At 71.8% G+C, this 13,113-nt stretch carries 10 protein-coding genes; 5 read left to right on the top strand and 5 right to left on the bottom strand.

All coding sequences use genetic code 11. The features are described from left to right. The first annotated feature begins 143 nt into the window (after positions 1-143). Positions 144-380 carry a hypothetical protein gene (locus PFX91_RS04900; RefSeq protein ID WP_285729723.1) on the top strand — a complete coding sequence of 79 codons (237 nt, stop codon included), beginning with the start codon at positions 144-146 and terminating at the stop codon, positions 378-380. Positions 381-478: 98 nt separating this feature from the next. On the opposite strand, the gene PFX91_RS04905 is transcribed toward PFX91_RS04900, so the two are convergent. The 4 genes from PFX91_RS04905 to PFX91_RS04920 form a co-directional block, all read right to left on the bottom strand. Next, entirely contained in the window at positions 479-2,125 is a 1,647-nt protein-coding gene (locus PFX91_RS04905) for a DNA repair helicase XPB (protein WP_285729725.1), read from the bottom strand. Positions 2,126-2,343: 218 nt separating this feature from the next. Beyond that, positions 2,344-2,685, bottom strand: a complete 342-nt coding sequence (locus tag PFX91_RS04910) for a hypothetical protein (protein ID WP_352231628.1) — start codon at positions 2,683-2,685, stop codon at positions 2,344-2,346. 222 nt (positions 2,686-2,907) lie between these two features. Then, a complete protein-coding gene (locus PFX91_RS04915; protein WP_285729727.1) occupies positions 2,908-3,315 on the bottom strand; it encodes a CD225/dispanin family protein in 408 nt (135 codons plus the stop codon). Between the two features lie 107 nt (positions 3,316-3,422). Continuing rightward, the gene (locus tag PFX91_RS04920) at positions 3,423-5,873 is read right to left on the bottom strand and encodes a helicase-associated domain-containing protein (protein WP_285729729.1); all 2,451 of its coding nucleotides are present in this window, start codon (positions 5,871-5,873) and stop codon (positions 3,423-3,425) included. Between the two features lie 164 nt (positions 5,874-6,037). Between PFX91_RS04920 and PFX91_RS04925 the strand changes: the two genes are divergently transcribed. The 4 genes from PFX91_RS04925 (at position 6,038) to PFX91_RS04940 (ending at position 12,185) form a co-directional block, all read left to right on the top strand. Further along, positions 6,038-6,829, top strand: coding sequence for a hypothetical protein (locus tag PFX91_RS04925; RefSeq protein ID WP_285729731.1), 792 nt, complete (start codon positions 6,038-6,040; stop codon positions 6,827-6,829). A 555-nt stretch (positions 6,830-7,384) separates the two neighbouring features. Beyond that, positions 7,385-7,768 carry a cold-shock protein gene (locus PFX91_RS04930; protein ID WP_285729732.1) on the top strand — a complete coding sequence of 128 codons (384 nt, stop codon included), beginning with the start codon at positions 7,385-7,387 and terminating at the stop codon, positions 7,766-7,768. Positions 7,769-8,188: 420 nt separating this feature from the next. Continuing rightward, positions 8,189-8,944 carry a DUF3027 domain-containing protein gene (locus tag PFX91_RS04935; protein ID WP_285730078.1) on the top strand — a complete coding sequence of 252 codons (756 nt, stop codon included), beginning with the start codon at positions 8,189-8,191 and terminating at the stop codon, positions 8,942-8,944. A 112-nt stretch (positions 8,945-9,056) separates the two neighbouring features. After that, the gene (locus PFX91_RS04940; RefSeq protein WP_285729734.1) at positions 9,057-12,185 is read left to right on the top strand and encodes a sacsin N-terminal ATP-binding-like domain-containing protein; all 3,129 of its coding nucleotides are present in this window, start codon (positions 9,057-9,059) and stop codon (positions 12,183-12,185) included. Between the two features lie 11 nt (positions 12,186-12,196). Here PFX91_RS04940 and PFX91_RS04945 read toward each other — a convergent pair whose 3' ends face one another. Next, complete coding sequence (locus PFX91_RS04945; protein WP_285729735.1) at positions 12,197-13,060, bottom strand: MOSC domain-containing protein; 864 nt, start codon at positions 13,058-13,060, stop codon at positions 12,197-12,199. Positions 13,061-13,113: the final 53 nt, after the last annotated feature.

Genomic DNA, 13,113 nt, shown 5'->3' on the forward strand with positions numbered 1-13,113 from the left:
CTTGGCCGGGACGCCTGCGGACGACGTCGCGATGAATCCGGGAAGGGCGCGCATGCGACCGGATCGGGCTCCTGGACGCCCCTCCCCTGACGAAACGGTACGGTCGGGGGGAACCAGCCGGCACCGAACGATCGGGGGATGACGTGTTCTGTGGGGATCCCGGCACTCCTGGCTACAGCGCGTGCGCCGCTCAGACCCAGCTCTTCGCCCTCGCCTCCGCCATCCCCGCCCTGCTCGGCATGGCACTGCTGGTGGCCGCCTTCGCCGCGCCGTCGGTGCGCGGCGACCGGATGTTGCGCATGCGCACCCTCACCTACTCGCTCGTGGCCTGGGGGATCGCGGCCGGTACCTACGTCATGGGCAGTCTGCCCTCCGTATGAGGGAGGTGAGCCGGATCGCGGACGCCGTCCGGCTCACCTTCGGCGGAGAGGCCCTCCTGACGACCGGTGTCGGCCGTCCCCACCTCCCGCCACGGGAGTCAGAGCTCCTCGCCCGACAACAGGTCGGCGGCGTCGGCGATCCGGTAGGCGTACCCCTGTTCGGCCAGGAACCGCTGGCGGTGCGCGGCGTACTCCTGGTCGAGGGTGTCCCGGGCCACCACGGCGTAGAAGCGGGCGGCGCGGCCGTCGGACTTGGGACGCAGCACCCGGCCCAGTCGCTGGGCCTCCTCCTGCCGTGAGCCGAAGGAACCCGACACCTGTACCGCGACACCGGCCTCGGGCAGGTCGATGGAGAAGTTGGCGACCTTGGAGACCACCAGGGTGCGCAGGTCGCCGGCGCGGAAGGCGTCGAACAGGCGCTCGCGCTCCTTGTTGCGTGTCTCGCCCTTGATCACCGGGGCGTCCAACGACTCGCCCAGCTCGTCCAGCTGGTCGATGTAGGAGCCGATCACCAGTACCTGGTCCTCGGAGTGACGCTCCACGATCTCCCGTACCACGGACGTCTTGGTCTCGGAGGAGGCACAGAAGCGGTAGCGGTCCTCCGGTTCGGCGGTCGCGTACGCCAGCCGTTCGGACTCCGACAGGTCCACCCGGACCTCCACGCAGTCGGCCGGGGCGATCCAGCCCTGGTTCTCCATGTCCTTCCACGGGGCGTCGTAGCGCTTGGGGCCGATCAGCGAGAACACGTCGCCCTCGCGGCCGTCCTCGCGCACCAGGGTCGCGGTCAGACCCAGGCGGCGTCGTGCCTGGAGACCGGCCGTCATGCGGAAGATCGGCGCGGGCAGCAGGTGCACCTCGTCGTAGACCACCAGGCCCCAGTCACGGGCGTCGAACAGCTCCAGGTGCGTGTACACGCCCTTGCGTCGGGCCGCCATCACCTGGTAGGTCGCGATCGTGACCGGCCGGATCTCCTTACGGGTCCCCGAGTACTCGCCGATCTCGTCCTCGGTCAGGGAGGTGCGCCGCAGCAGCTCGGCCTTCCACTGGTGCACGGACACGGTGTTGGTCACCAGGATGAGGGTGGTCGCGCCGGTCATGGCCATCGCGGCGGCGCCGACCACGGTCTTTCCCGCACCACAGGGGAGCACCACCACGCCCGATCCGCCCGCGTGGAAGCTCTCGGCCGCCTCCCGCTGGTAGCGGCGCAGCTCCCAGCCCTCCTGGACCAGGTCGATGCGGTGTGCCTCGCCGTCCACGTATCCGGCCAGGTCCTCGGCGGGCCAGCCGATCTTCAACAGCGCCTGCTTGAGGTTTCCGCGCTCGCTGGGGTGTACGGCGACGGAGTCCTCGTCCAACCGTTCGCCCAGCATGCCCTTGAGCTTCTTGGCGCGGACGACCTCCTCCAGCACGGCGCGGTCGGAGGAGCGCAGGACCAGCCCGTGCAGGGGATCGCCGACGATCCGCAGCCGTCCGTAGCGGTCCATCGTCTCGGCGACGTCCACCAGCAGCGAGTGCGGCACGGGGAACTTGGAGAACCGGATCAGCGCGTCCACCACCTGCTCGGCGTCGTGTCCGGCGGCGCGGGAGTTCCACAGCGCCAGCGGGGTGATCCGGTAGGTGTGCACGTGTTCGGGGGCGCGCTCCAGTTCGGCGAAGGGAGCGATGGCCTGGCGGCACTCGTCGGCGAGCTCGTGGTCGACTTCGAGCAGCAGCGTCTTGTCGGACTGGACGATCAGGCAGGACACAGGACCTTCAATCTCGCGAGGAGGGGACGGCCACAGGTGCAACGCGTTCGGAGCCCCGATCATGCCCGAGCGGAGGGCCCTGGGTCCGGAGCCCGGTTTCCTCCGCCCGGGGCGCCGAGGGGCGCCAGGAGTTCACCAGGGCGGGAGTGCGCGTGACGGTGCTTCTCGGGGTCGGTCTTTTCCGAGCGCCGGCGCCGAGAGCATTGGGAGGAATCCGTTCAATGGGAGAGGAAGAGCACCATCATGAACAGAACCGCCACAGGGATGACGAACACCACGAACAGGGCGACGTAGATGAAGGTACAGGCCCAGGTGTAGCGGATGTACCGCTCCACCTCCGCCCGATCGGGGAGCTTCGTCAGCGTCGCGATGCCGAAGCCGATGCCGGGCAGGTTCACCGCCAGCAAGAAGAACCAGAAACCCAGGTAGATCATCAGACCGGGGCCGACCACCGTCAGGACCGCCACCACCAGTGCGGCCACGGCGCCGCCCACCCTCGCCGGGGGTTCGGCGGGCGGAGGCGCCTGCGAGGGACCGAGCGGGTCGAGGGGCGGGGGCACGGACGCCCTCCATGGTTCCGCCGGCTCCGGACGCCTGGTCGGGGTGGCGGGTGGCCCCGACGGCATGGAGCGGCGAGTGGAGCCGGGCTCCCTCTCCCAGAAGGCCCTCGGCCCGTTCCCCCCGTTCATCACCGCTCGTGCCGCCTTTCCGTCGTCCACCGACGCACCCGTTCCCGCCCCGTCCAGACGCGGTGCCCGGCGGGCCGACCCGCCAAACACCGCTCAGTAGTTGGTGACCGGCACGATCCCCTGGATCCACGAACCCGCTTGCGTGAACATCACGAAGGTCAATACCAGCATCACGAAGACCATCACCCCCGCCGCGCCCAGGCAGTACCAGGAATAGCGGGTGAGGGTCTCGGCCTGGTCCGGACGTCCACGGTCGCGGGCGTGCGCGGCGCGCACCGCGAACACGATCCCGGCGATGCCGAAGAGCCAGTTGGCGCAGCACAGGAACGTCAGTGCGTGCAGGACCAGGGCCATCGTGGAGCTGCTGGAGCCACCCGAGGCCCGGAGTTCCCCGCGCTCGCCCCCACGCCTTTCGTCGCGATCGCGTTCGGAGTCCGTGGAGCCCTCATGCCCGCGCTCACGGGGGGAGGAGGCTCCGGGGGGCAGCGATGCGTTGCTCATGGGGATTCTCTCGCTGTCGGTGGGCGACCAACTCGCCCCCACCCTAACCGGCCGGTCCCCGAAACGGACCGTGGACGACGGGAGGCGTCCACGGCGCGGCCGATCCCTCATCCCTCTGGCGGCTCCGAGGCCAGTTCGGCCACGGCGGTCACCCGGTGCACGGCGAACCTGTGAACGGCCGCCCGTGTGGCGTCATAGGCGGTCAGGAAGCCTCCGTCCACGGCCGAGGGCTCCACGATCCGGCTCACCTGACGGCCGTCGGTGTCGGTGTAGCCGATCCACACCCTGCGCCCCTCGCGGGCCGCGTCCGTGAGGACCTCCAGCACCGCGGCCGAACGCGAGCCCGGGCCGTCTCCGGGCAGGGGGATCGGTCTGCGCGCCACGGTGGAGGCCTCGTCACCGGCCCGCAGGGCGCGCACCGCGGCCTCCGCCATGTCACGGGAGGGGGCGTCCCCCTCCGCCGTCGAAGGCGCGTCGACGGGGTCGGCGCGCCGCACCTCCGGGCGGCTCAACCGCATCAGGCCGTCGCCGCCCTCGGGCACCGGGTGGTAACCCAACCGCCTCAGCCGCTCCACCAGCACCGACCGGGTCGACCGACTCGCCACCACGGTGGGGGCCAGCCGCAACAACCCCAGATCCTCGGTCCGCCGGTCGCCGACCAACTCCTCCAGCAGCGCCGGTTCGTCACATCGCAGGTAACTCGACGCCGAGCCCGCGCGCAGTCGCCCGTGCCGTCGCCCCACGTCCGAGATCAGGTAGCGCAGTGCCTGGGGGAGCGGGGTGCGCGAATGCCGTTCGAGCAGGGTGGTGACGTCGTCGACGCCACGGCCGGCGTCCAGGGCCCGGCGCACCGACCCCTCGGTGAACCGGTACACGGTGGCCCCGCCGGTGGACTCCACGTCGGCGACCAGGGCCAGTTCCCGAGCCAACCCGGTCACCAGGGGCCCGGGCGCCACCGCCGTCAGGTCGCCCTGCACCAGCACGTAGTCGAGCGGCCTGGGCAGTTCACGGGCCAGGACGCGCGCCGCGGCGTCCTCGTCGTCCTCCAACAGCGGCCTGACGTGGTCGGCCAGCGCCCCGCGCCCGGTCAGACCGAGCTCCCGTGCCTCCTCGGAGGCGGCCTTCAACAGCTCCGCGTAGACCGGTGACCAACGACGCGGCCGGCGCCAGGTCAGGCGAGCGAACAGCGAGTCGGGCCGCGGTGCCAGGCCCGGCTCCGCGGTGCCCAGCTCCTCCAACAGGTCACGGCGGGCCTGGGGAGCGGACGGCCGTACCAGGCCGGGGCCGAGCGCGTTGCGCGTCCGACCGCCCGCGTCCCGTGAGCCCGTCAGCGACGCCACCCTGTCCGACCCGAGCCACGCCGACGCCAGGCGTAGCCAGCGACGCTCGGCAGGACTCTCCCTCCACAGGTCGTACCGGCGGGTGGGCAGCCACTCTCCCCCGAGCCGGTCATCGGTGCCCAACAACCCGGCGGCGTACGCGACCTCGACGAACAACGCCGCGGTGGACTCGTCGGTGTCCATCGTCCGCGCCGCGCGGCGCAGGTCGCGCACGCCCAGTCCGCCGTTGCGCAGCACGGCGGCCGGTTCACGAGACCACTCCTCCAGCAGCTCCTCCACGGACCGCAGCACGGTGAACGCCTGCCCCGCGGCCGCGCGGGTGACGGCCTCCGAAGGGTTGCCCGTACCGGAGAGGGGTGGTGGGTCGGTGGTGACCTCGCGGAACAGCAGGCCCGAGCGAAGGAACAGGCCCACTTCGCGCGGCAGCGTCAGGGTGTCGTCTCCACTGGGCAGGAGCAGGGCCCGGGCGATGAGCGCGTCGACCGGCGAGACCGCGTCGGCCAGGGTGACCCCACGACGGGCGTCGGCGACGGTCCCATGGGGCGGCCCCCACGTCATGCCGTCCAACAGCCTGCGGGCTCGCGGGTCGGCGCCGGCCTCCTCGACCAGTTCCGCCACCCGTGCGGGGACGGCCAGGAGCGAGGCGACGGTCTCGACCGGGGTGTCCGCCGTGCTCCCGGGGGAGAGGTCGTCGGCGAGCCTCCTGACGGCCTCGTACGGGAGCGCGGCCAAGAGCACGCGGGCAGGAGGGCCCAGCCGTGCGGGAGCGGGGAGCAGGTCCCGCAGCACCTGCACGGGACGCAGGCGTCCTCGATCGGGCCAGATCAAGGCCAGCTCCAGCAGGCGCTCCACGGCGCGGTCGAGGGGGTCCTCGGCGGGTACCGGTGTCAGACCGAGCGCCTGGGACAGGTCGGAGGCCACCACCCCCACGGGCTCGGACAGGCGGTCGTCGCCGAGCGCCACCACCGCCTCCAGAACCTGGAGGGTGAACCGGTCCAGACGCTCCAGAGTCCGCAACACCGCGTTGCGGCTGGTGGCCCGGGAGGCGAGCGCGCCGATGTCGGCCGGTACCGGCCGCGCCAGGTCGGGACGGGCACGCAGCAGCGTGGTGAGTTCGGTGTCCGACCGACCGCGCAGCCAGGAGGTGAACGTGGGAGGACGGCCGGAGGCGGTTTCCGCGCCCGGTTCGTGTTCGTCGGACTGTGCGTTGTCGGTCATCGAGGTCAACGCTAAGCGATTCTCGGCCCGATGTTCGCCCGGGCCGGACCCGTTCCCACCACTCTCCTCGGCCACGCGATCGCAGACCGTATTCGAAGCCGATTCGATGACCGAAATCGGAAAGAGGGCTGAAAAGCCGGATCCCGATGGGCCACTATGGGGGCATGACCCAGCGCTCGGAACAATTGGTACTCGATTATCTGTCCGAGGTCGGTCTGGTGCTGCACGGTCGTATGACCGCGAGGGAACGTACCGCCTACCTCACGGATGTGCGTGCGCGCATCGAGGCGCGACGAGCCGCCGCGGGCAGGGACGACGTGGAGACCGTCCGGGGCATCCTCCGGGGACTGGGGACCCCCGGCGACCTTGTGGAACGGGAGCTCGACGGCCGCGACCTCGACATCGAGGACGCCGAGTTGCTTCCGCCCAGGCCCCACCACGCCGACCGGCCGCCACCGCCCTGGCGGGGCGGACCCAGTCGTGGCCTGCTGTCCCTGGTGGAGGGCCCCGGCCGGACGGAGCTGCGCGTCCGAGGACGAGGGACGGAGGATCGAGGGGACGAGCGCGGTCCGGGTCTTTTGCACGGCCCGGTCATCCTGGTTCGCCGCGCCCCGGCCGAGGCAGTGGCCCTCCTGCTGCTCCTGGCGGCGGTCCCCTGGTGGTGGGGCCTGTCGTTCCTCTGGGTGCTCGGCGCCGCACTGATCCTGCTCAGTTCGGTGTGGAGGACGCGGGACAAGTGGATCGGCGTGGGCCTGCCCCTGGCGGCCTGTGTGCTCGGCATGACCCTGTGGACGGGCGAGGCCAGATTCATCGACCAGTACATCCAGGAGTCCCTGAGCGCCACCGGCGTCATCGGCCTCGGTGCGGCCTCCCTGGGGTGCGCGGTCCACCTCTACGCCAGGGCCCTGCGCTCGGCGCGGGCCATGGAGGACGCCGAGACCCCGAGGGGGTTCTGAGGGCGCCCCGGCACGAGGCGACCGTGTCTGACCCCGCGGACCTGCGCACGTCCCCGGGAGGCCGTTTCCGCCCCGCACACGTCCCCTTCGGTCATTGCTTGGCAAACGCTGGGGAATAACCTTTTCCGATCGGCCCGTTCCGGCGGGTCCGCACACACGGATGCGGGTAGTCATGGCGGTACACCGTCTCCTCCCCGTGGAGGAGGCCGCACAGGTACAGGCGACCCGGCGTCCAGTCCGGGCACCGCACACCGTCGGGACGGCCCCTGATCTCCGCCGAGTTCCCGTCCCACACTCCGCACCCAGCGGTGAGGGGCCGCCTCCGACGCGAGGCCCGGGTGATCCGTATCCGGGCCTCGTTTCATGCCCACGTGTGCGCACACCGCGCACGACGCGAGGAGACGGTCACACCTTCGCGCGCCCAGGTCCCTGGTACTACCTTGGAGGTACCCATGGAAACCAGGGGCGCTCGGGGAACGGGCGGGAAGCGCGCACCCACCGCGCCCTCCCGGTCGCCGTTCCGGGCGCACGTCACTGAAAGCATGAGGTCACCAGGTGCCCACCGGCAAGGTCAAGTGGTACGACGGCGAAAAGGGTTTCGGCTTCCTCACTCGTGATGACGGCGGTGAGGTGTTCGTGCACTCCTCCTCGCTTCCCGCAGGCACCACGTCGCTACGCCCCGGCCAGCGGGTCGAGTTCGGCGTGGCCGAGGGACGCAGGGGTGCGCAGGCACTCCAGGTCAAACTCCTGGACACCCAGCACTCGGTGGTCAAGGCGAGGCGGAAGAAGCCCGACGAGATGGTGATCATCACCGAGGACCTCATCAAACTCCTGGAAGGCCTGTCCAACGGTTATCGCCGAGGACGGCACCCCGAACGTCGGGAGGCCGCCAAGACGGCCGCGGTGTTGAGGGCGGTCGCCGACGATCTGGAGGCCTGAACGGCGCCTGCGCCCTCGACCTCGAAGACCTGATCCCGCACGGTCCGACAGGGCCGTTCTCCGGAACCGCCCGGGATCGTCCCGGCGTCGGGGTCCCTCCGTCCTCGGGCGTACGAACACGCACCGAGGACGGAGCGGTGCCCGAGGAGGACGCCGTTCGGACGCTCCCGGCCGCCCGAGGACAGGGGAAGCCGGTTCGCGGGCACGAACCGACGCCTCGTAGGTGCCGGAGCCCCCCTTCCGGGGGCGTCCGAACAGGGCGAAGTGGAGCGGAGCCCTCGGAGGACGTGGCCGAAGGCGGGGGTATCGGGCGAACCTTGACCCTCGTTGTGGTCAAATCGGTGCTTGAGATCAGTGAGAATGGGAGACGTGAGACCTTCTCGACGTTCTCCTGTACCGGACAAGGCGTGTATCGAGGCGGTGGAACTGGCCCGGTCGTCGGCTGCCGAGATCGGGCGACCCGAGTGGGTGGGCGAACACCTCACCCCCCACGTCGAGGACACACGCCTGGTAACCCACTACTTCACCTGCCTGGACCCCTCGTATCCGGGATGGAACTACGCCGTCACCGTGGTCCGCGCCGCACGCGCCAAGAGGGTCACGGTCAACGAGGCCGTCCTGTTGCCCGGGGAGGGCGCCCTCGTCGCGCCCGAGTGGCTCCCCTGGAAGGATCGGCTGCGTCCGGGTGACCTCGGCGTGGGCGACCTGCTCCCCACCGAGGAGGACGACGAGCGGCTCGTCCCCGGTCACGCCCAGGTCCCCGGAAACGAACTGGAGGACGAGGGCACCGACCGCCAGATGCTGTGGGAGCCGGGCCTGGGACGACGCCAGGTCCTCTCCGAGACGGGGCGGGAGCGAGCGGCCGAACGTTGGTACAACGGCGACGCCGGACCCTACAGCCCGATCGCCGCCGCCGCGCCCGCGCGCTGCGCGACCTGTGGATTCATGACCCCCCTGGCCGGTGGGCTACGTCAGATGTTCGGTGTGTGCGCCAACGAGTACGCGCCCGACGACGGTAAGGTGGTCTCCCTCGACCACGGATGCGGAGCCCACTCCGAGGTGCGTCGACCCGAGGCGCGTAGTGAACCGGTCGGTCCGGTCATCGACGAGATGGGTTACGACCACATCGTCTTCGACGACACGGCCGAACTCGAACTGATCTCCTCCGACTCCTGAGCACGTCGTCGCGCCGTACGGTCGGCCTTCGGTCCCCTGGGGGACTAGTGTCGGTGACATCCCCCCGGGTGCACCGTGCCGGGCCTCGCCCGCAGCGCAGGAGGAGAACGCCATGGCCGAACCGCTGACCGTTCCGGTGGCCGATCCCCACAACACCGCCGAACTACGTCGGCGCGTACTCGCCGCGTGGGCCGATGCGCCCGCCCGGTTCCGGGAGGACGCCAACGCGGAGGAGGACCTCGCGCTCGGCGGTTACCGTGACCGGGTCGTGGTCGAACTCGCGCAGAACGCCGCCGACGCGGCCCTTCGCGCGGGCGTTCGGGGACGACTGCGCCTGGCCCTGGCCGGCCATCGGCTGACCGCCGCCAACACCGGCGCCCCGTTGACGTCCGAGGGCGTGGAGTCGCTGTCCACGCTGCGAGCCTCCACCAAACGAGACGAACACGGCACCGCCGGGCGCTTCGGTGTCGGCTTCTCCGCCGTGGCGGCGCTCAGCGACGACGTCACCATCGACTCCGGTGGCTCCGCCGTCCGCTTCAGCGCCGAGGCCGCGCGTGCCGCCGTCGAGGGACTGCTCGACCAGGAGGGCACCCACGGCGACCTCGCCGAGGAGGTCGCGCGCCGCTCGGGGCACGTGCCCATGTTGCGCCTGCCCTTCCCCGCGCACAGCGAGGGAGACGCCGACTACGACACCGTCGTCACCCTGGTACTGCGCGACGACTCCGCCCGCGACCGGGCGCGGCGGCTCCTGGAACGTACCGGGGAAGCGCTCCTCCTGGCCCTGCCCGGCCTCGCCGAGGTCCGTGTGGACGTGGAGGGCACCGAACGCGTCCTCACCCGGGAGGAGACCACCGGAGCGGCCGACCTGATCACCGGCCAGCAGGGTCCGCGGGGCTCCCGGGTCACCTCCTGGCGCGTCCTCAGCCGATCGGGCGACTTCGAGCCCGAGCTGCTCGCCGACCGCCCCCTCGAAGAACGGGAGCGTGTCTCGTGGTCGCTGACCTGGGCCGTCCCCGTGGGCGAGGACGGCACGGTCGCCGAGCTCCCCGCCGACGTGGAGGCCGTGGTCCACGCGCCCACGCCCAGCGACACCGGGCTCGACCTGCCCGCCGTCCTCATCGGCACCTTTCCGCTCGCCAGTGACCGCCGCACCGTTCAGCCGGGGGCGGCCACGGACCTGCTGCTCATGGAGGCCGCCGACGCCTACTGCGCGTTGCTGCGCCGTTTCGACGCCCGCGCCGCCCTGGACCTGGTGCCCGCCACCCGTGTGGGAGGCGGCGCCGTCGACGCCGTCTTCCGTACCCGCGTCGCCGAGCCCCTCCAGGAGACCCCCTTCCTGACCACCGTCACCGGAGCGCCCGTGGCCCCGCGTGAGGCCGTGCTGCTCGACACGGGAGGGTCCGGCGGGACGGAGAACCTGACCGCGGTCCTGTCCGAACTCGTGCCGCACCTGCTCCCCGGAGCCTGGGGTCCCCGCCATCCCGCTCTGGCCGCGCTGCGGGTCCACCGCATCGGCCTGGCCGACGTCGCCGACCTGCTGGCCGACATCGACAGGCCGCCGCACTGGTGGGCGGCCCTCTACGCGGCGCTCGAAGAGGCGGCGGGCGGGGGCGCCGGTCTCGACGAGCTCGGGGCACTTCCGGTTCCGCTCGCCGACGGACGCCTCGTGCGAGGGCCCCGCTCCCTGCTCGTTCCCGGTGAGGACTGGGCCGAGATCGGGGACGCCCGGGGCGAGCGGCTCTCTCCCGAGAGCCTGTCCGCTCTCGGTGTGCGCGTCGTCCACCCCGACGCCGTCCACCCGCTCCTGAACCGGCTCGGCGCGGTGGAGGCCGGAGCCGCCACCATTCTGTCCGACCCGCGCACCGAGGCCGCGGTGCGCGGCTCGCTGGACGCCGACGATCCCGAGATCGTGGCGGAGGCGGTCCTGGACCTGGTCTCGGCGTCGGGAACGACCGTCGCCGATGCCCCCTGGCTGTCCGAACTGGCCCTGCGCGACGACGAGGACGGTTACTCGATCGCCGCCGAACTCCTCGTGCCCGGCGCGCCTCTGGCCGATCTGCTGGTGGACGACGCCCCCTTCGGCACCGTGCACGCCGACCTCGTCGACAGGTACGGAGCCGAGGCGCTGCGCGCGGTCGGCGCCCTGTGGGAGTTGACGGCGGTTCGGGCCGAGGACGCCGCGCTCGGCGACGATCTGGTCGCGGTCTTCGACGGGACCCCGGGGGAGGGCGGTCCGGACGGCCTGGAGGAATGGGTCGAGGAGGTGCTCGAACGGGTCGGGGACCCCGAGTTGCCGCCGGTCGTACCCGAGTTGGTGTGCGTGGTCGACCTGGAGTACGTGGCCGACGATCAGTGGTCCCGGGCCCTGGCCATGCTCGCGAGGGGACCGCTCCGTGAGACGGTCACCTCCCCGGCCCGGGTGCTGACTCCCGACGGTCGGGTGGTGGACGTGCCCTCCTACACCGCCTGGTGGTTGCGCGCGCACGCCCTGCTCGGTGACAGCGCACCCGTCGGACTGCGCACCGCCGACGCCGATCCCGCGTTGACCGGTCTGTACGACCAGGTGTCCGTCGACGTCGACCTCGAATTCGCCCGTGCGCTGGGCGTGCGCACCACCCTGGACGATCTGATGGCCGATCCCGACGGGCCCGACGACCTGCTCGGCCGGCTCGCTGATCCGGCCCGCCACGTGGACCGCACGGCGCTGCGCAGGATCTGGACCGCCCTCGCCGCGGTGGACGCCGACCTGGTCACCCCGCCGACCCGGGTGCGCGCGGTGCGGGGCGGCGCGATCGTGGTGGCCGACGCCGAGGACACCGTGGTGGTGGACTCACCGGACCTGCTGCCCCTGGTGGAGGACCGGGCGCTGGTACTGGCCCCCGCCGGTGTCGTCGAGGATCTGGCCGACGTGCTCGATCTCGACATGGCGAGCGAGACCGTCGACGGCCAGATCGGCTCGGCCGGGCGGATCCTCCCGGTTCCCGACGAGGCCGATCTCTTCCTCGACCCCGCCGGCGAGCCCGATCGCACCTACCTGCACCATCAGACGCTCACCGTGGACGGGAGGGAACTGGAGTGGTACGTCGGCGACGGTTCGGTGCACGCCTCCGGTCCCGAGGGGTTGGCTCGCGCGCTGTGCTGGCGTGCCGGCCAATGGTCCCGCCGGCACCTGCTCGCCGCGGCCCTGCGCGACCCCTCCTCCGCCGCCGGTCTCCTGGCCGAGGCGGACCTGGACGACTGACCGGGACCGCCTCATCCAAGCAGGGCGGCGGCCAGGCGGGCGCCCAGCCCCTCCTCCGGATCTCCCCAGTCGGTGACCTCCAGTGCGTCGCCGACCGCCAGGGTCCCGGGCCGGGTGACGGCGAACTTGGCTCCGAAGGACACGCCGCCGGTGTCGGCGCGACGGTAGTCCGCGAGGGTGCGCAGTGGCTCGGGTCCGCTCCTGATCCCGCGTCGCTGGTCCACCGTGGTGACCGCGCACCGAATGCACACCTTGGCGTAGCCCAGTTCGGTGTCGCCCACACGTACCCGGCGGACCCGGTCCTCGGTGTGCGGTTCGGTCCAGCCCGACACCACGATGTTGGGTCGGAACCTGTCGATCGGCACGGGGGCGGCTCCGCGCGCGAGGATGCGCTCGTTGAGCAGGTCCAGTGAGGACGAGGACGCCATCAGCACGGCCGCGCCGTCGGCGAACGCGCTGGTCCCCGGGGTCATCCCGCCCACACGGCGGTCATGGTCGTCGGGCACCCGCACCAGACGGCTCGGCGTGCCCAGCGCCTCGGTCAGCCACGCGGCGACCTCCTTCCCCTGTTCCACCCCCGTGAAGGGTCTCCTGTGCATCGTCACGTCCAGACGGGGTCCCTCGGGGTCCACCTCGATCTCGATGGGCTCGATTCCGTCGGTCTCCAGGCGTAGGCGGGTGCCGTCGGGCTCGACGCCGGCGCGAACGAGCGCCATGCGGGGGTCGCCGCGCTGGCTACGGAAGACTCCGTCACCGTCGACCACCATGAACGTGCGGTCGTGCGTGATGCCGGCGGGCGTGGTCTCGGCGGTGCGCAGGGGCGTGCCCGCGCAGCCCTTGACCGGGTAGTGGACGAGTTCGGCGATTCGGGCCATGAGCCGAACACTATCCCCGGGCGGGGCCCGTCAGGAGGGGGCTCTTCCCCGAG

This window comes from Nocardiopsis sp. ATB16-24 (assembly GCF_030271535.1).
Lineage (GTDB): Bacteria > Actinomycetota > Actinomycetes > Streptosporangiales > Streptosporangiaceae > Nocardiopsis.

Coding starts and splice junctions, on each gene's coding strand:
- PFX91_RS04945 (WP_285729735.1), bottom strand. CDS start 13,060: ATGGCCCGAATCGCCGAACTCGTCCACTACCCGGTCAAGGGCTGCGCG.
- PFX91_RS04940 (WP_285729734.1), top strand. CDS start 9,057: ATGGCCGAACCGCTGACCGTTCCGGTGGCCGATCCCCACAACACCGCC.
- PFX91_RS04920 (WP_285729729.1), bottom strand. CDS start 5,873: ATGACCGACAACGCACAGTCCGACGAACACGAACCGGGCGCGGAAACC.
- PFX91_RS04915 (WP_285729727.1), bottom strand. CDS start 3,315: ATGAGCAACGCATCGCTGCCCCCCGGAGCCTCCTCCCCCCGTGAGCGC.
- PFX91_RS04925 (WP_285729731.1), top strand. CDS start 6,038: ATGACCCAGCGCTCGGAACAATTGGTACTCGATTATCTGTCCGAGGTC.